General features: G+C 67.3%; 19 protein-coding genes and 2 pseudogenes. 13 read left to right on the top strand and 8 right to left on the bottom strand.

The features are described 5' to 3' along the window. A pseudogene (locus A5688_RS26805) lies at positions 1-176 on the top strand (adenylate/guanylate cyclase domain-containing protein); the annotation flags it as partial. 15 nt (positions 177-191) lie between these two features. Here the strand turns inward: A5688_RS26805 and A5688_RS09055 are convergent. From A5688_RS09055 to glpX, 3 genes are read right to left on the bottom strand one after another with little or no spacing between them, the layout of a single operon-like run. Then, positions 192-1,238, bottom strand: a complete 1,047-nt coding sequence (locus A5688_RS09055) for a hypothetical protein (protein WP_067837783.1) — start codon at positions 1,236-1,238, stop codon at positions 192-194. Positions 1,239-1,291: 53 nt separating this feature from the next. Continuing rightward, entirely contained in the window at positions 1,292-2,704 is a 1,413-nt protein-coding gene (locus A5688_RS09060; protein WP_067910156.1) for a class II fumarate hydratase, read from the bottom strand. Positions 2,705-2,741: 37 nt separating this feature from the next. Then, positions 2,742-3,821, bottom strand: coding sequence for a class II fructose-bisphosphatase (glpX, locus tag A5688_RS09065; RefSeq protein WP_082951322.1), 1,080 nt, complete (start codon positions 3,819-3,821; stop codon positions 2,742-2,744). A 55-nt stretch (positions 3,822-3,876) separates the two neighbouring features. On the opposite strand from glpX, the gene A5688_RS09070 reads away from it, so the two are divergent. From A5688_RS09070 to A5688_RS09080, 3 genes are read left to right on the top strand one after another with little or no spacing between them, the layout of a single operon-like run. Further along, positions 3,877-4,587 carry a DUF4245 domain-containing protein gene (locus A5688_RS09070; protein WP_067910153.1) on the top strand — a complete coding sequence of 237 codons (711 nt, stop codon included), beginning with the start codon at positions 3,877-3,879 and terminating at the stop codon, positions 4,585-4,587. Between the two features lie 31 nt (positions 4,588-4,618). After that, positions 4,619-5,416, top strand: coding sequence for a dienelactone hydrolase family protein (locus tag A5688_RS09075; protein ID WP_067837773.1), 798 nt, complete (start codon positions 4,619-4,621; stop codon positions 5,414-5,416). 27 nt (positions 5,417-5,443) lie between these two features. Further along, positions 5,444-6,988 (top strand): carboxylesterase/lipase family protein, encoded by a 1,545-nt coding sequence (locus A5688_RS09080; protein WP_067910150.1) that lies wholly within the window; start codon positions 5,444-5,446, stop codon positions 6,986-6,988. Here the strand turns inward: A5688_RS09080 and A5688_RS09085 are convergent. From A5688_RS09085 to A5688_RS09100, 4 genes are all read right to left on the bottom strand, one after another. Continuing rightward, on the bottom strand, positions 6,985-8,085 hold the full coding sequence (locus tag A5688_RS09085; RefSeq protein ID WP_067910147.1) for a 3-beta-hydroxysteroid dehydrogenase: 1,101 nt from the start codon (positions 8,083-8,085) through the stop codon (positions 6,985-6,987). The genes A5688_RS09080 and A5688_RS09085 overlap by 4 nt on opposite strands. A gap of 61 nt (positions 8,086-8,146) precedes the next feature. Continuing rightward, on the bottom strand, positions 8,147-8,413 hold the full coding sequence (locus A5688_RS09090; RefSeq protein ID WP_067910145.1) for an exodeoxyribonuclease VII small subunit: 267 nt from the start codon (positions 8,411-8,413) through the stop codon (positions 8,147-8,149). Next, positions 8,403-9,662, bottom strand: a complete 1,260-nt coding sequence (xseA, locus tag A5688_RS09095) for an exodeoxyribonuclease VII large subunit (protein ID WP_067910143.1) — start codon at positions 9,660-9,662, stop codon at positions 8,403-8,405. The genes A5688_RS09090 and xseA overlap by 11 nt, the downstream gene beginning before the upstream one ends. Further along, positions 9,659-10,258, bottom strand: coding sequence for a lipid droplet-associated protein (locus A5688_RS09100; protein WP_067910140.1), 600 nt, complete (start codon positions 10,256-10,258; stop codon positions 9,659-9,661). The genes xseA and A5688_RS09100 overlap by 4 nt, the downstream gene beginning before the upstream one ends. Positions 10,259-10,347: 89 nt before the next feature. On the opposite strand from A5688_RS09100, the gene A5688_RS09105 reads away from it, so the two are divergent. Further along, positions 10,348-11,346: a 4-hydroxy-3-methylbut-2-enyl diphosphate reductase gene (locus tag A5688_RS09105; protein WP_067910138.1), complete on the top strand. Its 999-nt coding sequence runs from the start codon at positions 10,348-10,350 to the stop codon at positions 11,344-11,346. Positions 11,347-11,383: 37 nt separating this feature from the next. Here the strand turns inward: A5688_RS09105 and A5688_RS09110 are convergent, their stop codons facing one another. Further along, positions 11,384-12,619: a DUF6542 domain-containing protein gene (locus A5688_RS09110; RefSeq protein ID WP_207546630.1), complete on the bottom strand. Its 1,236-nt coding sequence runs from the start codon at positions 12,617-12,619 to the stop codon at positions 11,384-11,386. Between the two features lie 143 nt (positions 12,620-12,762). Between A5688_RS09110 and ychF the strand changes: the two genes are divergently transcribed. The 8 genes and pseudogenes from ychF to A5688_RS09150 all read left to right on the top strand — a co-directional run. Next, positions 12,763-13,836 (top strand): redox-regulated ATPase YchF, encoded by a 1,074-nt coding sequence (ychF, locus tag A5688_RS09115; RefSeq protein WP_067837752.1) that lies wholly within the window; start codon positions 12,763-12,765, stop codon positions 13,834-13,836. 88 nt (positions 13,837-13,924) lie between these two features. Next, positions 13,925-14,560, top strand: a complete 636-nt coding sequence (locus A5688_RS09120) for a class I SAM-dependent methyltransferase (RefSeq protein WP_067910165.1) — start codon at positions 13,925-13,927, stop codon at positions 14,558-14,560. Positions 14,561-14,658: 98 nt separating this feature from the next. Continuing rightward, positions 14,659-15,279 carry a cation transporter gene (locus A5688_RS09125; RefSeq protein ID WP_067910135.1) on the top strand — a complete coding sequence of 207 codons (621 nt, stop codon included), beginning with the start codon at positions 14,659-14,661 and terminating at the stop codon, positions 15,277-15,279. Positions 15,280-15,301: 22 nt separating this feature from the next. Continuing rightward, complete coding sequence (locus tag A5688_RS09130; RefSeq protein WP_067910132.1) at positions 15,302-15,853, top strand: VOC family protein; 552 nt, start codon at positions 15,302-15,304, stop codon at positions 15,851-15,853. 102 nt (positions 15,854-15,955) lie between these two features. Further along, entirely contained in the window at positions 15,956-16,354 is a 399-nt protein-coding gene (locus A5688_RS09135) for a VOC family protein (protein ID WP_067837785.1), read from the top strand. Between the two features lie 80 nt (positions 16,355-16,434). Next, positions 16,435-16,812 carry a hypothetical protein gene (locus A5688_RS26810; protein WP_207546631.1) on the top strand — a complete coding sequence of 126 codons (378 nt, stop codon included), beginning with the start codon at positions 16,435-16,437 and terminating at the stop codon, positions 16,810-16,812. A gap of 71 nt (positions 16,813-16,883) precedes the next feature. Beyond that, positions 16,884-17,246, top strand: a complete 363-nt coding sequence (locus A5688_RS28420; protein WP_082955076.1) for a hypothetical protein — start codon at positions 16,884-16,886, stop codon at positions 17,244-17,246. A gap of 189 nt (positions 17,247-17,435) precedes the next feature. Further along, positions 17,436-17,752: pseudogene (locus A5688_RS09150) on the top strand (peptidoglycan endopeptidase); the annotation flags it as partial.

Consider the following 17,752-nt stretch of genomic DNA (forward strand, 5'->3'; position numbering starts at 1 on the left):
CCGCCCGGCTGGCAGACCTAGCCAAGACCTCCGACCGGCGGATCCTGTGTTCTGCAGGCGCCGTCGACGCCGCGGGCGAGGCCGAGCGCGCGCAGTGGGCCGAGTGCTATTCCACGGTGCTGCGTGGGCGATCGGAGGCCACCCACGTCTCGGCCCCGGCGGGCCCGGCTGGCTAGCCGGGGCGACTCCCGTCAGGACTTCGAAACCTTCAGCGCGGCAATGATCTTGCCGACGAGACCCGCCGACGCCGCGTCGCCGATGGGTGTGCTGCCGATGAAGACGCTGACCGGTTTGGTGTCGACGGCGATGATGGAGACCGAGTCGCCCTTGACGTTGCGGCTGGGGTCGGCGATCGTCACGTCGGCGTCGACCCGGACGGCCTTGGTGCCGTCGACGGTGATCGACGACGACTTCGTCGGTCCGAGAGTGGGCTGCGCGTTCGCGTAACCGGGGCCGGCGACGATGCATTGCATCAACTTCGTCGCTTGCGCCGTAAGGTCCATGCTGGCAACGAAATTGGTGACGCCGACCTCGGCCGTCATCATCCACTGGTTGGCCCCGGGCACGTCCTGGGCGACGCCCAGGCCGCCGATCAGGTTTGGTCCCTGGTCGTCGGAGAACACCGTCCACCCGCCCGGCGCCGCACTGGCCGGGAACGACAGCTTGCCGGCGGCGATCGAGTCGGTCCGGGGCATCTCCCCGCCGGACACGTTCGGGGTGCAGTCCGTCGCGTTCTGCGCGGAGTTCTTCGGCTGCGAGACCGAGGTGCTCGTGGTCGACGGAGCCGAGGCCGACTTGTTGTCATGGCCGCTGTTCATCACCAGCAGCGTCGCCACCAGCGCGATGACCGCCAGTATGACCAGTCCACCGATGATCAACCACGGCAGCTTCGAGCCCGGTCCGCCCGGCGGCGGTCCCGGGGGATAGGGGCCGCCCGGTCCACCCGGCGGAAACTGCTGTCCGGGTTGGGGATACTGCTGGCCCGGGTAGGGAGCGCCGGGTGGCGGGTACGGGTACGGGCCCCCCGGGGGGTAGGCGTACGGACCGCCCTGCGGGTAAGGACCGGGACCACCGGGCGGGTAAGGACCGGGACCACCGGGCGGGTAAGGACCGGGACCACCCTGCGGATAGGGACCGGGGCCGCCGGCCGGCGGCTGGCCGCCCCAATTCGGTTCCTGCCCATACGGATTGCTTCCGTAGGGCCCCTGACCGTAGGGACCGCCGGGAGGAACCGTCATAGAAAACCACCCTCACTCTCGTCGACCACCGCCGTCACCCCCGGACGGCCGGCTCAGTCCTCGGGTTTGACCTTGGCCATCGCCAGCACGTCGAGCCGCCGGTCGAGCTCCTCTTCCGACAGCTTGTCGCCGATCAGGCCGCGGTCGATCACGGTCTGGCGAATTGTCTTGCGCTCCTTGAGCGCTTGCTTGGCCACCGCGGCGGCCTCCTCGTAGCCGATCGCCGAGTTCAGCGGCGTCACGATGGACGGCGACGACTCGGCCAGCTCGCGCAGGTGTTCGACATTGGCCGCCAGCCCGCTGATGCAGCGCTCGGCGAACAGCCTCGACACGTTGGTCAGCAGCTTGAAGGACTCCAGGACGTTGCGGGCCATCATCGGGATGTAGACGTTGAGCTCGAAAGCGCCGGACAGGCCGCCGACGGCCACCGCGGCGTCATTACCGATCACCTGCGCGGCGACCTGGGTAACAGCTTCCGGCAGAACGGGGTTCACCTTGCCCGGCATGATCGAGCTGCCCGGCTGCAGGTCGGGCAGCTGAATTTCGGCCAGGCCGGTCAGCGGGCCGGAGCCCATCCAGCGAACGTCGTTGGCGATCTTGGTCAGCGACACCGCGATGGTGCGCAGCGCGCCGGAAGCCTCGACCAGTCCGTCGCGCGCCGCCTGCGCCTCGAACGAGTTTGCCGCCGTGCGCAATTCGCTCAAGCCGGTGGAGGCGATCAGCGTCTCGACCACCTTGGCGCCGAAGCCGTCGGGGGCATTCAGGCCGGTGCCCACCGCGGTGCCGCCGATGGCCAGCTCACCCAGCCGCGGCAGCGTCGCACGCACCCGCTCGATGCCCGCCTCGATCTGTCGGGCGTAACCGCTGAATTCCTGTCCGAGCGTGACCGGGACGGCATCCATCAGGTGGGTGCGACCGGACTTGACCACGGTGTGCCACTCGCGGGCCTTGCCGGCCAGCGCGTCGTGCAGCACCTCGAGCGCCGGGATCAGGTGACGCACGGCGGCCTCGGTGGCCGCGATGTGGGTTGCGGTGGGGAAGGTGTCGTTCGACGACTGCGACATGTTGACGTCGTCGTTGGGATGCACCGTCACACCGCCCCTGGCCGCGATGCTGGCGATCACCTCGTTGGCGTTCATGTTGGAGCTGGTGCCCGAACCGGTCTGGAAGACGTCGATGGGGAACTGGTCGTCGTGCCGGCCGTCAGCGATCTCGGCCGCCGCGGCGATTATCGCGTCGGCCTTCTCCGGCGCCAGCAGCCCGAGGTCCTTGTTCACCTGCGCGCAGGCGCCCTTCAGCAGGCCCAGGGCGCGGATCTGGGTGCGTTCCAGGCCGCGGCCCGAAATCGGGAAGTTCTCGACCGCGCGTTGGGTTTGGGCGCGCCACAACGCTTTTGCGGGCACCCGGACCTCGCCCATGGTGTCGTGTTCGATGCGGTATTCGGTGTCGGCGGCGCTATCGGCCATAGGTAGCAGTCCTTGTCTTTAAGGCGTGGTTCCGGGTCTAGGGCAGGGGATAGGCGGCGGAGCTATCGCCGGTGAAGTCGATCGCGGAGTACTCGTTGAGTTTCGAAAGCCGGTGGTAGGCCTCGATCATGCGCACGGTGCCCGATTTCGACCGCATCACGATCGACTGCGTGGTGCAGCCGCCGGGGTAATACTGCACACCCTTGAGCAGGTCGCCGTTGGTGACTCCGGTCGCGCAGAAGAAGACGTTCTCGCCGGACACCAGGTCCTCGGTGGTCAGCACGCGGTCCACGTCGTGGCCCGCGTCGATGGCCTTCTGGCGTTCCGCGTCGTCCGTGGGAGCCAGCTGCGCCTGGATGGCGCCACCCATGCAGCGGATGGCTGCGGCGGCGATGATGCCTTCGGGCGTGCCGCCGATCCCGGCCAGCATGTCGGTGCCCGAGTGCGGCCGGCAGGCCGAGATCGCGCCGGCGACGTCGCCGTCGGTGATCAGCCGGATGCGGGCACCGGTGGCCCGGACGTCGTCGATCAGCTGGGCGTGCCGCGGCCGGTCCAGGATGCACACGGTCATGTCGCGCACCGACAGCGCCTTGACCTTGGCGACGGCCCTGATGTTCTCGGCGATCGGCGCGGTGATGTCGAGCACGTTGGCGGCCTCGGGCCCGACGGCGATCTTGTTCATGTAGAACACCGCCGACGGGTCGAACATCGCGCCGCGGTCGGCCACCGCCAGCACGGAGATGGCGTTGGGCATGCCCTTGCTCATCAGCGTGGTGCCGTCGATCGGGTCGACGGCGAAGTCGCACTCCGCGCCGTCGCCGTTGCCGACCTCCTCGCCGTTGTAGAGCATCGGTGCGTGGTCTTTTTCGCCCTCGCCGATGACGACGACGCCGCGCATCGACACCGTGTTGACCAGCTCGCGCATCGCGTCGACGGCCGCCCCGTCGCCGCCCTCTTTGTCGCCGCGGCCGACCCAGCGACCTGCGGCCATGGCACCGGCCTCGGTGACGCGGACCAGTTCCAAAGCCAGGTTGCGGTCAGGCGCCTCACCGCGCGGTCGCCCCTGCGCTGGGGCCCGCCCGGTGGCGGCGGACGAGCGTTCGCCCTCAACTGTCATGGTTGGTGATTGTCCCAGAAGCGGATCGGTCCGCTGGAACTGGGATACTTGGGGGATGACGGAAGAGCCACCGCTGAATGCCCAGCTTGATGGGAACGTGGCCGGCACGCCGTCTCCGCAGGCCGGACCGGCGGCCCGCCCGGTTCCGAAGCCGGCCAAACCCCGGCTGTTGCAGGACGGCCGGGACATGTTCTGGTCCCTGATTCCGCTGGTCATCGGGTGCATCGTGCTGGCCGGGATGCTGGGCATGTGCTCGTTTCAGCTCGGCAACCACGAAGGCCCCGTCCCGCCCTATGACGCGGGGGCGGCCCTGCGTGCGGACGCTTCCACGCTCGGCTTTCCCATCCGCCAACCGCAGCTGCCCGCCGGCTGGCGGGCCAACTCCGGCCACCGCGGCGGTATCCAGGGCGGGCGGGCCGATCCCGCCGGCGGTCAACGGGTGAACGCGCCCGTCTCGGTCGTCGGCTACATCAGTCCGACCGGGATGTACCTGAGCCTGACCCAGAGCAACGCCGACGAGGACAAGCTCGTCAATTCGATTCATCAGTCCGCCTACCCGACCGGAACGGTCGACGTCGGCGGGACCAGGTGGGTGGTCTATCAGGGTGCCGGCCAGAACGGCGCGGACGCCGAGCCGATATGGACGACCCGGCTCGGTGGTCCCGGGGGCGCGACCCAAATTGCGATAACCGGCGCCGGAAACACCGATCAATTCCGTACGCTGGCGTCGGCGACGCAATCGCAACCGCCTTTGCCAAGCCGCTAGCCCGCCCGCGCAAGCAAAGGGATCTGTCAACGTGACTGCACCAGAGGCTGATCTGTCCGGATGGTCGGTGGCACCGTTCAGCGGTGGCGGATACACCCATGACGTCTACCGCAAGGGCAGCGGCCCCGGGGTGGTGCTCATTCCCGAAATCCCCGGGATCCATCCGGGTGTGCTCGCCTTGGGTAATCACCTGGTGGACAACGGCTTCACCGTCGCGATGCCGTCACTGTTCGGCGAGCCGGGCAAGGCCAAGACGGCCGGCTACATCCTCGGCAGCATCGGGCGAGCCTGTGTGGCAAGGGAATTCGCCGCGCTCGCACTGAACAAGCAGCGGCCGGTGGCGTTGTTCCTGCGTGCGCTGGCCAGCGACCTCAACGCATCGACGCCGGGCAAGGGCGTCGGCGTGATCGGCCAGTGCTTCACCGGCGGGTTCGCGCTTGCCGCCGCGGTCGACGACAGCGTGCTGGCGCCGGTGCTCTCGCAGCCGTCGGTCCCATTCCCGCTGGGCGCCGCACGGCGCCGCGACCCCGGCCTGAGCGAATCCGAGCTGGCCACCGTGGCCGATCGGTGCGCCAACGATGGCTTGTGCGCCATGGGCCTGCGGTTCAGCGAGGACAAGATGGCACCCGGCGAGCGGTTCGCGACGCTCAAGCAGCGCCTCGGCGACGCCTTCGAGGTGATCGACATCGATTCGGGCCCCGGCAATCAGCACGGCTTCGGCAAGATGGCGCACTCGGTGCTCACCGACGAGGTCCGCGAAGTCGACGGCCATCCCGCCTTCGAAGCCCGCAAGCGAGTGGTCGAGTTCCTCACGCAACGCCTTTTCTAAGTTCGTTTCAGGAGATTTTGTACGCGCATGGCGATCGACGACCTTGTGGTCGAAACCGACTACGGCCCGGTCCGGGGCATCGAAGACGACGGTGTCAAGGCGTGGAAGGGCATTCGGTACGCGGCGGCCCCCGTCGGCGAGCTGCGTTTCCGGGCGCCGCAACCGCCCGCGCGGTGGACCGAGGTCGCCGACGCCACCGCTTTCGGGCCCGCCTGTCCGCAACCCGTATTCCCCAACATGCCATTGGATTTGGGCGCGCCGCAGGGCGAAGACTGCCTGCGGCTCAACATCTGGGCGTCCTCTGACACCCGGGCCGGTGATGCCAAACCGGTGATGGTCTGGGTGCACGGCGGCGCCTACGTCCTGGGGTCGAGCAGCCAGACGCTCTATGACGGCCGCAGACTGGTCAGCCACGGTGACGTCGTCGTGGTGAGCGTCAACTATCGGCTCGGGGCGCTCGGCTTTCTCGACCTGTCGTCGGTCGACACCGCCGGACGGAATTTCGAATCGAATGTCGGGCTGCGCGACGTACTGGCGGCGCTGGAGTGGGTGCGCGACAACATCGCTGCCTTCGGCGGCGATCCGCGGCGCGTCACGCTGTTCGGCGAGTCCGCCGGGGCCGGGATAGTCACCACGCTGCTGGCCAGCCCGCCGGCCAGGGGGCTGTTCGCCGGGGCGATCGCGCAAAGCTCGCCTGCCACTTCCGTTTACGACCGCGAACGCGCCGGCCGGGTGGCCCAGGCCTTCCTCGACCGGCTGGGAATCTCGCCGTCGGAATCCCGGCGACTGGTCGACATGCCGATGAGCGCCATCTTGGCCGCGTCGCAGCAGGTGTTCGACGAAGTGCCGGTGCGCAACCCGGGAACGCTGGCCTTCGTCCCGATCGTCGACGGCGACGTGCTGACCGACTACCCGGTCAAGCTCGCGCAAGAGGGCCGCTCACATCCCGTCCCGCTGATCATCGGCACCAACAAACACGAGGCGGCGCTCTTCCGGTTGATGCGGTCGCGGCTGATGCCGATCACTCCGAGCGCGATCACGTCGATGTTCAACCAGATCGCCGCCGAACAACCCGATCTGCAGTTGCCCACCGAAGAAGTAATCGGCTCGGCGTATTCGCGAATGCGGCGCAAGACAAGGAGTTTGAGCATCGCGACCGACGTCGGCTTCCGGATGCCGTCGGTGTGGCTGGCCGAGGGGCACAGCCGGGGGGCGCCGGTGTATCTGTACCGGTTCGATTACGCCACCCCGATAATGAAGTTGCTGTTGGTCAACGCCGCGCACGCCACCGAACTGCCCTACGTCTGGGGCACTCTCGGGGCGCCCAGGGATCCCACGCTGAAACTCGGCGGCAGCAAAACCGCCAAGGCGGTATCTAAGAGGGTGCGCACCCGATGGACCAACTTCGCCGCACACTTCAAGCCCGCCGGCCCCGCCGGCGAGCCGGAATGGACGCCATATGCGCAGAACGACCGTTCCTGCCTGATCATCGACGGCAGCGACGCCCTCGCCCACGATGTCGACGCCAACATCCGCGCGGCGTGGGGCAGCGAGATGGTGAGCTTCCGCTAGGCGGATGCCTTGTCCGCCAGCGTTTGTCGTTTCATCTGGTTGAACATCTCGACGTAGTACGACAGGCATTGCGACAGCGCCTGCTCGGTGTTGAACAGGGGCTGATAACCGAGGTCGCGCGACGCCTTGGCGATGGAGAAGAAGTTGTCCAGGTACAGCCGCTCGACGGCAAGCGGCTCGAGCAGCGGCGCCGGTATTCCGAATCGGAAATGCAGCCGCTGCCAACCCGTCATCGCCGCGCGCACGATGGGGCCGTTCACCCGGACCCGTGGCCACTTCTCGCCGCAGGCCTCGACCACCGGCCTGGCGAACTCGAACATGTTGATCGGCTCGGCGTCGTTGATGAAGTACGCCTGGCCGGGCGCGGTGCCACCGGGCGTCAGATGCTCGGCGGCCAGGATGAAACCGTGAATCAGGTTGTGCACGTAAGAGTTATCCAACCGGGCCGATTTGCGGCCGATCAGCACCTTGACGTGCCCGGCGATCACGCTCTCGAACAGCTTGCGGAACATCGTCTGATCGCCCCGGCCCCAGATGCCGCTGGGCCGAATCGCACACGTCAACAGGCCGTCAACACCGTTCTGGCCCAATACGAATCGCTCGGCGATCACTTTGGTCTCGGTGTAGAGGTCGTTGAACCGGGCGGTATAGGGTAGCGTCTCGTCGCCGCCGGCGATGTTCTGGCCGCCCATGACGACGCTGTTGGACGAGGTGTAGACGAAGCGCTGCACCCCGGCCGCCTGGCCGGCGCGGACCAGGTTCTCGGTGCCTCCGACGTTGACGCCGAAGCTGCGCTGCCGGTACTCGTCGGTCACCGACGCACCGCCCATCAGGTCGATGATCGCCGCGGTGTGGAAGACGGTGTCGATGCCGTCGACCGCCTGGGCGCACACGGCCGTGTCGGTGATGTCGCCCTGCAGCATCTCCAGCCGCGGGTGTGGCGGCAACGGCGAGGGCGCGCGGTCGAAGGAGCGGACCTGATGCCCGCGGTCGAGCAGGGTGGTTACCAGGTTCGCGCCGACGAATCCGGAGCCCCCGGTGACCAGGACGCGGCCGAGTTCGGCCGTCAGCGATGCATCACCCATATCTGAGAGCATAACTGCAACGTGTTCCAATTTGGCAAAGAGTGTTCAATCGGAGCCCCCGATGCCACCGAAATCAGCCATCCTCGGCCTCGCCCGCCGCGAGTGCGTCCTCGATTTTCTTGCGGGCTCCAGCTAAGTGCTCTTCGCAGCGTTTGGCCAGTTGTTCGCCTCTTTCCCAGAGTTTCAGCGACTCATCGAGGTCCAAGCCGCCCTGCTCCAGCATGCGGACGACCTCGATCAGTTCGTCGCGGCACGCCTCATAGCCGAGGTGACTAATAGGTGTAATGACTTCGCCTTCGTTCGGGGTGGGGGAGCCGTCCCCGCCGTTCTTACGCGCCATCGGTGGGTCCTTCGCTCACCGCGGCCACGGCGCCGTCGGCCACCCGCACCCGCAGCCGCGTGCCCGCCGGCGCTTCGTCGACCGAACGGAGCACGTGGCTCGTCGTCGCCCCGATGGCTTGTGCGGTGGTTTGCACGATGGCGTAACCACGGGCCAGCGTCGCCGCCGGCCCCAACGTCGCCAGCCGCGCGCTCAGGTGGCCGACCCGCTCGGTCTCGGTGGCGGCCAGCCGGGTGATGTCCCGGCGAATTGCCGATCGCGCCCGGTGCACCTCGTCGGCGCGCGCCGTCAACGCCGCCAGCGGCTCGGCCAGCACCGGGCGGCTGCGGATCTGGGCCAGCGCCCGTTGCTCGCGGGATACCCAGTTGCGCAACGCCTGCGCGCTGCGCCGGCGCAGGTCGTCGACGAGCCGCTGCTCGGCGGCGGTGTCGGGCACCACCTTCTTCGCGGCGTCGGTGGGCGTGGCCGCACGCAGATCGGCGACCAGATCGCACAGCGGGTTGTCGGGTTCGTGGCCGACCGCGCTGATCACCGGGGTGCGGCACGCCGCGATGGCGCGGCACAGCGTCTCGTCGGAGAACGGCAGCAGATCCTCCACGCTGCCGCCGCCGCGGGCGATCACAATGACGTCGACCTCGGCGTCACGATCGAGTTCGCTTAGCGCCCCGACGATCTGGGCGACCGCGTTGGGGCCCTGCACCGCGGTGTTGCGCACCGCGAACCGCACGCCGGGCCAGCGTGCGGCCGCCACGGTCGTCACGTCGTGCTCGGCGGCGCTGGCCCGGCCGGTGATCAACCCAATCATGTTGGGCAGGAAGGGGATCGATCGCTTGAGCCGCGGATCGAAAAGCCCCTCGGCATCCAGCAGCCGGCGCAGCCGATCGATGCGGGCCAGCAGCTCGCCCACGCCGACAGCGCGAATCTCGGTGAGCCGCAAGGAGAATGTGCCCCGGCCCGTGTAGAAAGACGGCTTGCCGCGCACCACAACCTGTGTGCCCTCGGCCAGCTTCACCGGCGCGTTCAGCACCAGATCGCGCGGGCACGTCACCGTCAGCGACATGTCGGCGGCCGGGTCGCGCAGCACCATGAACACGGTTTTGGAGTCCTGCCGCATCGAGATCTGGGCCAGCTGGCCCTCGACCCAGACGGTGCCCAGCTTGTCGATCCAGCCCGCGACCCGGATGGCCACCGCGCGTACCGGGAACGGATTCTCGGCGGAGTTCGGTTCGGAGGTAACGGCCGGGGTCACTTCGCGTTCGCGCGGGTGATCCTGTTGGCGAGCAGCGTCTGGAACGGTGCGCGGCCCTTGGTGGCCTGCTCGTAGGCCAGCAGGGCTTCGAGTTCGTCGACGCGCAGCGATTGCAGACGGGCCCGCAGCTGCGCCAGCGTCAGTGACGTGTAGTCCAGTTCGACGACCACCGCCGGCTGCGGAACCGACGCGTCGGCGGCCGGCTTCTTCGATTGCCTGGCGCCCTTGGTCAGGGCGCTGGCGTCTTCGTGCGCGTCGGCCACCGAGTACAGCGCGAACCGACCCTCGGCCCTGCGCTCGTCCTCACCGCCGTCCTGCGACGCGGTCGAAGCCCCTTCGATCGCGTCGTTGAGGTCCTCGTCGAAGGTCGCCCATTCCGGTTTCTCGTCCCGGGGCGGGAAAATCGACTCAAGGGTGCTGTCGCCCTTGATCGCCAGCTCCGCGAGGTTCTGCTGAAAGCGCATCACGATGTGCGCCGCCTGGCTGGCCAGTGTCATCGGGTACATCAGGATGGTTTTCGGCAGCCTGATGGTCTCCTCGACGGCGAGTGTCGCCGCGCCGACCAGCAGCCGAACTCCATACGGTGCAGTGCCCATGGGTCCAAGATTGCCCTAAGCGGCGGCTAACTCCAAGCCCACCGGCGCGAGCTGGCAACCCCGTGTCCGCAGTCAGTACCCTGGACGTCATGCCGCCGACCATCGACATGGGGATTCCCGGCGCGGTCCGATCGGTAGCCGGCGAACCAGCCCGTAAGCGAGTGCTCCTGGCCGAGCCGCGCGGATACTGCGCGGGCGTCGACAGGGCCGTGGAGACCGTGGAACGCGCCCTGGAGAAACACGGTCCACCGGTCTACGTGCGCCACGAGATCGTGCACAACCGGCACGTGGTGAGCACGCTGGAAAAGGCGGGTGCGGTGTTCGTCGAGGAGACCGACGAGGTGCCCGAAGGCGCCATCGTGGTGTTCTCCGCGCACGGCGTCGCGCCGACGGTGCACGCCGCGGCCGCGGACCGCAACCTGCACACCATCGACGCCACGTGCCCCCTGGTGACCAAGGTGCACAACGAGGCCAGGCGATTCGCGCGCAACGACTACGACATCCTGCTCATCGGCCACGAGGGCCACGAGGAGGTCGTCGGCACCGCCGGAGAGGCGCCCGACCACGTGCAGCTGGTCGACGGGGTCGCCGGCGCGGACAAGGTGACGGTGCGCGACGAGAAAAAGGTGGTGTGGCTCTCACAGACCACCCTGTCGGTCGACGAGACCATGGAGATCGTCGAGCGGCTGCGGGAACGGTTCCCGAAGCTGCAGGACCCGCCCAGCGACGACATTTGCTACGCGACGCAGAACCGGCAGGTCGCGGTCAAGGCGATGGCGCCCGAGTGTGAGCTGGTGATCGTCGTCGGCTCCCGCAATTCATCGAATTCGGTGCGGCTGGTGGAAGTGGCGCTGGGCGGCGGGGCCGCGGCCGCACACCTGGTCGATTGGGCCGACGACATCGACCCGGCGTGGCTGGAAGGCGTCACCACGGTGGGCGTCACATCGGGGGCGTCGGTACCCGAAGTCCTGGTGGAAGGCGTGCTGGCGCGGCTCGCCGAGTGCGGCTACGACGTGGTGCAGCCGGTCACGACCGCGCAGGAGACCCTGGTGTTCGCGCTGCCGCGCGAGATCCGGTCGGTTCGCTGAGCCGGCGAGCGCTCAGACCGTTGGTGGCGACCCGCCGCTAGACGTCGTATTCCCAGGATTCCGCCGGCGGCCGCCCGTGCGACCGTCCGGGTGTCCGCGTGCGGCTGCGGCGCTCGGTGTGCGGCTCGCGCGGCGGGTCTTGCGAACCGGCGCCGCGGTAGCGGACCTGCGAGATGGGGTGATGCGTCCCGGTGGACCCGTTCGACGGGGGCCGCCGGCGCCGCGGTTCATAGGACGGCTCGTAGGGCTCGCGGCTGTCGTAGCGGCTGTCATACCGGCCCGCGGAATTCGGGCCGCTCGGCGGCTCATACCTGTCCCGGTAGGACTCGAAGCCGTCGAAACGGCTGCTCCGCGGGGTGGGCCGTTCGTAGGGGCTGCGGCGGGTGCGCGGCTCGCGACGGGCTTCGCGCCCGCCGCGCGGATCGGGGTCGGCGTCCGGCCGGGGCCGGCGGCGGGACCGCCGGGGCGGCTCGGCGGCGTCGTAATCGCGGCCGGTCGCGGCGTCGTAGTCGCGGGCCGATGCGGTGCCGCGGCGGGTGCTGCGCCTCGGCCGCTCGGGCCGCTCGACCGGTTCGGACCCGTCGCTCAGTGGCTCGCGGGCATGCCGGGAACGGGTCCGGGCCGAACGCGTGGGGGTGCGGGTGCTGCGCGTCGTGCGGCGGGTCCGCGACGTGGACCCCGACGTGCGGCGGCGGGAATCGGTGGTGTCGTCGGCGTCGTCCGCGTCGGCGCCGGAGTGCAGCACGGACTGCGCTTTGGCGACGATGCCGTTGAAGAAGGACTTCACGCCGGCACCCGCGCCGCCGGCGGTGTCCTCCGCGGTATCCGCGGTTGTGCTTGGCGTGTAAGCGTTTCCGAAATACCAGCGGGCCAGCCCGATCGCCAGCACCGCGCCCGCGGTGCCCAGCATCAGCGGGAAGCGCTCGATCAGCGGATAGCCACAGTTGATCAGCAGGTCTTTGAGCCGGCCCATTTTGGCGTCGTGGAACAGCCAATAGGCGCCCGGGACCGCGCCGAAAAGGATCAGGGGCGGCTGGATGATCGTGGTGAAGATGCCATCCTGGCGCACCGCCAGCACCGCCGCCACGCAGCCGGCTATATAGAAGCCGGCGAAGACGTGGGTCAGTTCCTTGTGACCAGCGTCGATTCCGTAGCCGATGGCGGTCGCGGTGACGGCGATAAGCAGCGCTGCGTACCAGGGGACACCTGGGATTTTCGGATGGATCGAACGGTGGGCACCCTCCACCGCCGAACTAGCCCGCTGTGCTGACACATGTAGACCGTACCGGGAATGGGCCGAAAGGCCCGTAAATACCTCGTAGGGATCACGGGCGCGCCACGCCCGGGGCGCGCGATCGCCGGCGACCAATGGTCCCCGGCGCCCGTCGGCGTCAAGACCCCTAGACTTGGTTCCCCGTGAGCCTGAGCCTGGGAATAGTGGGTTTGCCCAACGTCGGCAAGTCGACCTTGTTCAACGCGCTGACCCGGAACAACGTGGTGGCGGCCAACTATCCGTTCGCGACGATCGAGCCCAACGAGGGGGTTGTCCCGCTGCCCGATCCCCGGCTGGACAAGCTGGCCGAGATGTTCGATTCCGAGAAGATCGTGCCCGCGCCGGTGACGTTCGTCGACATCGCCGGCATCGTCAAGGGCGCCTCCGAGGGCGCCGGGCTGGGCAACAAGTTCCTGGCCAATATCCGCGAGTGTGACGCGATCTGTCAGGTGGTGCGGGTGTTCTCCGACGACGACGTGGTGCACGTCGATGGCAAGGTCGATCCCGCCTCGGACATCGAGGTGATCGAGACCGAGCTGATCCTCGCCGACATGCAGACGCTAGAGCGTGCGGTGCCGCGGCTGGAAAAAGAAGCCCGCAACAATAAGGAGCGCAAGCCCGTGCACGAGGCGGCCGTCGCCGCCCAGGCCGTACTGGATTCGGGCAAGACGCTCTTCGCGGCCGGCGTCGACGCGTCACTGCTGCGCGAGCTGAATCTGATGACCACCAAGCCGTTTCTGTACGTGTTCAACGCCGACGAGTCCGTGCTGACCGACGATGCCCGCAAGGCCGAGCTGTGCGCGATGGTCGCACCGGCCGACGCGGTGTTCCTCGACGCGAAGATCGAGGCCGAACTGCAAGAGCTCGACGACGAGTCGGCTGCCGAGCTGCTGGAGTCGATCGGGCAAACCGAGCGTGGACTCGATGCGTTGGCCCGGGCCGGTTTTCACACCCTCAAGCTGCAGACCTACCTGACGGCAGGGCCAAAAGAGGCGCGCGCTTGGGTGATTCACCAGGGCGACACCGCGCCGAAGGCCGCCGGGGTGATTCACACCGACTTCGAGAAGGGCTTCATCAAGGCCGAAATCGTCTCCTACGACGACCTGGTCGCCGCGGGGTCGATGGCCGCGGCCAAAGCGGCCGGCAAGGTGCGCATGGAGGGCAAGGATTACGTCATGGCCGACGGTGACGTGGTCGAGTTCCGCTTCAACGTCTAGTCACGTTCCGGTTCAACGTGCGCAAGTAGGCATCGCGCGGCACCGAGATTCGGCGACACGGGTCACGGCAGCTGGTCTAATGATCGCCATGCCGCTTGTTGAACGTGCGCTTACCGCGCTGGCTCGCCAGCTCGGTGAGCCAACCGGGTTCGCAGGCCGGGTTGTCGGACGGCTACTCAACCGTGGCAATCGGTCAATTGTCGCCGCTGCGGTCGCCGCCACGGGTTGCGGACCAGCGGCCGAAGTCGCCGACATCGGATTTGGCGGAGGCGTCGGACTCGACATCTTGCTCGATTGCGACGGCACGGTTGTTCACGGCGTCGAGATGTCGGAGACGATGCTCACTGAAGCAAGGCGCCGGTTCTCTGACCACATAGCTCGCGGGCGGTTACGTCTGTATTCCGGTCGGATGGAGAGCCTGCCTCTCGAAGATTCCGCACTTGACGCGATCATCTCGACGAACACGATCTATTTCGTACCGGACCTCGCCGCAGCTCTGAGTGAGCTAGTTAGAGTGCTGCGGCCGGGCGGGCGACTGGTAATCGGAGTTGGTGATCCGGATCAGATGTCCAAAATGCCTTTCACCCGCCATGGATTCCGGTTGCGTCAAATCGACGAACTTGTGCCGATTATCCGCGAGGCGGGTTTTGGTCAGATTGAGGACAGGCGCGTCGGTGATGGCCAAGGCGCCTTCCATCTTCTGGTGTGCGAGTTGCCGGGCTGACGTGGCGACTCCCGGGTGCACTACTTGCAAAGCGGCGGGATGTTTATCGGTGGCGTAACCCGGTCGAGTTCCGCTTCAACGTCTAAATCGAGCATGGTGTGAGTCAGCAGAGGCGTCTCGGGATCGTTCTCGCACTCAACGTCTCGCTTATCGCGGCGCTCGTCATCGTCGGGTCGGCCGCGCATTCCGTAGGCGTTATCGCTGCTGCGGGCGACACCGCCGGGGACTCAGTTGCTCTGGTTCTTGGTCTGATCGCCGTCGTTCTGCGGGACCGGACGGCTTTTGCCTGGCGCTCGCGGGCGATACCTGTGGTCGCCTTGACCAACGGCGTTGCGCTTCTGGTAGTCGCCGTGCTCATCGTGGCGGAAGCGATACGCAGGCTGACTGGCGGCGTCCCGGAGGTGCACGGCCTGCCGGTGCTGATTGTCAGCGCGGTGACGATGGCGATTCTCTTGGCCGGCGCTTGGGTGCTGGGCGCTTCCGCCGCCAGCGAAGACCTTCATATGCGGTCCGTCCTGCTGGATACGCTGGCCGATGCCGCCGCGGCTGGGGCGGTGGCCATCGCCGGCGCAGTGATTGCAATGACCGGACGGTTCTATTGGCTCGATCCGGCTCTCGCGCTCGCGATAGCGGCTCTTGTCGCCGTTCCGGCGACCGCGCTATGCCTTAAGGCCATCGCCGCAATACGCGGCAAGGCAATCGATTTCACTGATGACTAGGGTCGAGACTTGAGGAGGCACGATGCGGTGGCGGGGTGTGTGTCACGTCGAGTTCGCGGTGTTGGACTATGACGACTCGATCGCGTTCTACGACGCGTTGTTCGGCTGGCTCGGTTACAGCAGCTTCTCGTCGCTGAACATGGAATACCAGTCGACGTATTACATGACGCGAAACGTTAACCCGCACAGCTACATCGGCATTCAGCCGGCCCGCACCGGCGGGAAGCTGACGCACACCGACCAGGCGGTCGGCATCAACCACATTGCGCTCTGGGCGCGAAGCAGGGGAGAGGTCGACCGATTCCATCGCGACTTTTTGATTGGGCGCGGTATCCCGGTCACCGACGAGCCACGGGAGTACCCGCAATACTGGCCCGGGTACTACGCGGTGTTCTTTGACGACCCGATCAACGGGATTCATTGGGAGTTGGCGTGGATACCGAAAGTTCCTACACCCCGCCAACTTTGGTCGTTCTATCGCACCATTCGTGCGTTCGCCAAGAGCCGGCCGGATTTAGCGAACGCGGTGCCGGGCGTCGCCCGACAGGCCAGGAGGACCCTGCGGCCCGAATGATTCGGCGCATTCGTCGCACCCCCTCGAAGGACGCCTTGGTTGTCGGAGGCGGCGGTTAGCATTCGGTGCTCAGGCAGGCAAGCAGTGACCTAGGGAGACCGCATGAAGTTCATCTCGACCAGAATCATCACGGCCGACGTGAGACGGCTCGTCGGTTTCTACGAGAGGGTCACCGGGGTCTCCGCGATCTGGGGCAACGAGCTGTTCGCCGAAATCCCGACGCCGATCGGCACGCTGGCCATCGGCAGCGACAAAACCGTCCCGCTGTTCGGCGACGGATCCGCCGAGCCCGCGGCCAACCGGAGCGCCATCCTGGAGTTCATCGTCGACGACGTGGACTCCGAGTACGAGCGGCTGCGCGAGCACGTGGACGAGGTTGTGACGGAGCCGACGACGATGCCCTGGGGAAACCGCGCGTTGCTGTTCCGGGATCCGGACGGAAACCTGGTCAACCTGTTCACCCCGGTGACCGAGGACGCGCGGGCCAAGTTCGGAGTGTGACCGTCGGCGAAGGGCGGCGCGGGCCCGCAAAATCCGAATTACTACTTGCCCCGATCCCCGTCGAGGGAAATTCTGAAGGCATGGCGACTGTAAAGCGGGCGGTGCAGCGGTCTACGAGTGTGCTGGTGGGTGGCGCGCTGGCGCTGTCCGCCCTCGGTCTGGCCGGCGGCACCGTCGCCCAGGCGGCTCCGGCCCCCACCGGTCACTGGTGCCCGGGCGATCCATGGAACCCGGCCTGGGGCAAGGTCTCGGACTGGGACTGGAACCAGTGCCACGACTGGCAACGCCCGGGCGGCCCGTCGGCCCCGGCGGGGTGGGGGCCCTGGGGACCCCCACCGGCGTGGGCACCGCCGCAGCCGCCCCAACCGGCCTGGGCGCCCGGGGCGCAAATGATGTGGAACCCCACGGGCGCCGGCAGCTGGGGAATCTGGAACAACGGGATATGGACTCCCATCTGATCCGACCCCGTCGGTCCAAATCGGCGGCAACGGTGGGTCGAATTGCGGGACCTCCGGCGTTAGGGTGAGTCGTGGCTCTTGAGAACCATGTCGAGCCGCCAGCGGAGGAGCTGGAAGGCCAGGATCACGCGCTCGACGAACGCGAGGAATCTCTGGACCATCGCGAGGCCCAACTCAGGCGACGCGAATTTCAGGCCGGTAGAAGAGACCGGGTCGCCGATCAGCGCGATCGGATCGCGGACGAGCGCGAGCGGTTGGCGGATGAGCGGGAGCGGCTGGCGGACGAACGCGAGGGCTCGGCCGCGGCGCGCGAACGCGAGCGACTGCAACGCATGGAAGAGCAGGGCAAGCGGGTGCGAGCCCGCGCGAGGCGTGAGCAAGCCGACGTTGACCGTGAGACGGCGCAGAGCGAACGCGGCCCCAACCACGCTTAGTCTGTGACCGTGGAAGGCGCCCACGGCAAACTGCAGGGTCGGCCCGAAATCACAGGTATTTTGCTGCCGAAAATATACCGGTGTGTAATAAGTTTGCTCTACGTGCGGCGCAGGTCATTGTCCTTTTAGCGAATGACCTGCGCCACAAATTTTGGTTCGCAATAAATGTTATTGCTAGCCTCCCTGGCCATGGTCGTTATTGCAACTTTGATGTCGTTGATCGGTCAGGTCTCCGGCACGCCCTATATTCCGGGTGGAGATTCGCCCGCCGGGACCGATTGTTCCGGACTCGCATCGTGGATCGCGAATGCGGCAACCGATAGGCCTGTTTTCGGAAATCGATTCAACACCGGAAACGAAGAAGGTGCATTGCTGGCACGCGGCTTCCAATACGGAACCGCCCCCAATGCGTTGGTCATCGGCTGGAACGGCGGCCACACCGCGGTGACACTGCCGGATGGAACGTCGGTCTCCAGCGGTGAGCGAGGCGGCGTCCACGTCGGTGG

It is taken from the genome of Mycobacterium mantenii, assembly GCF_001667865.1.
GTDB lineage: Bacteria > Actinomycetota > Actinomycetes > Mycobacteriales > Mycobacteriaceae > Mycobacterium > Mycobacterium mantenii_A.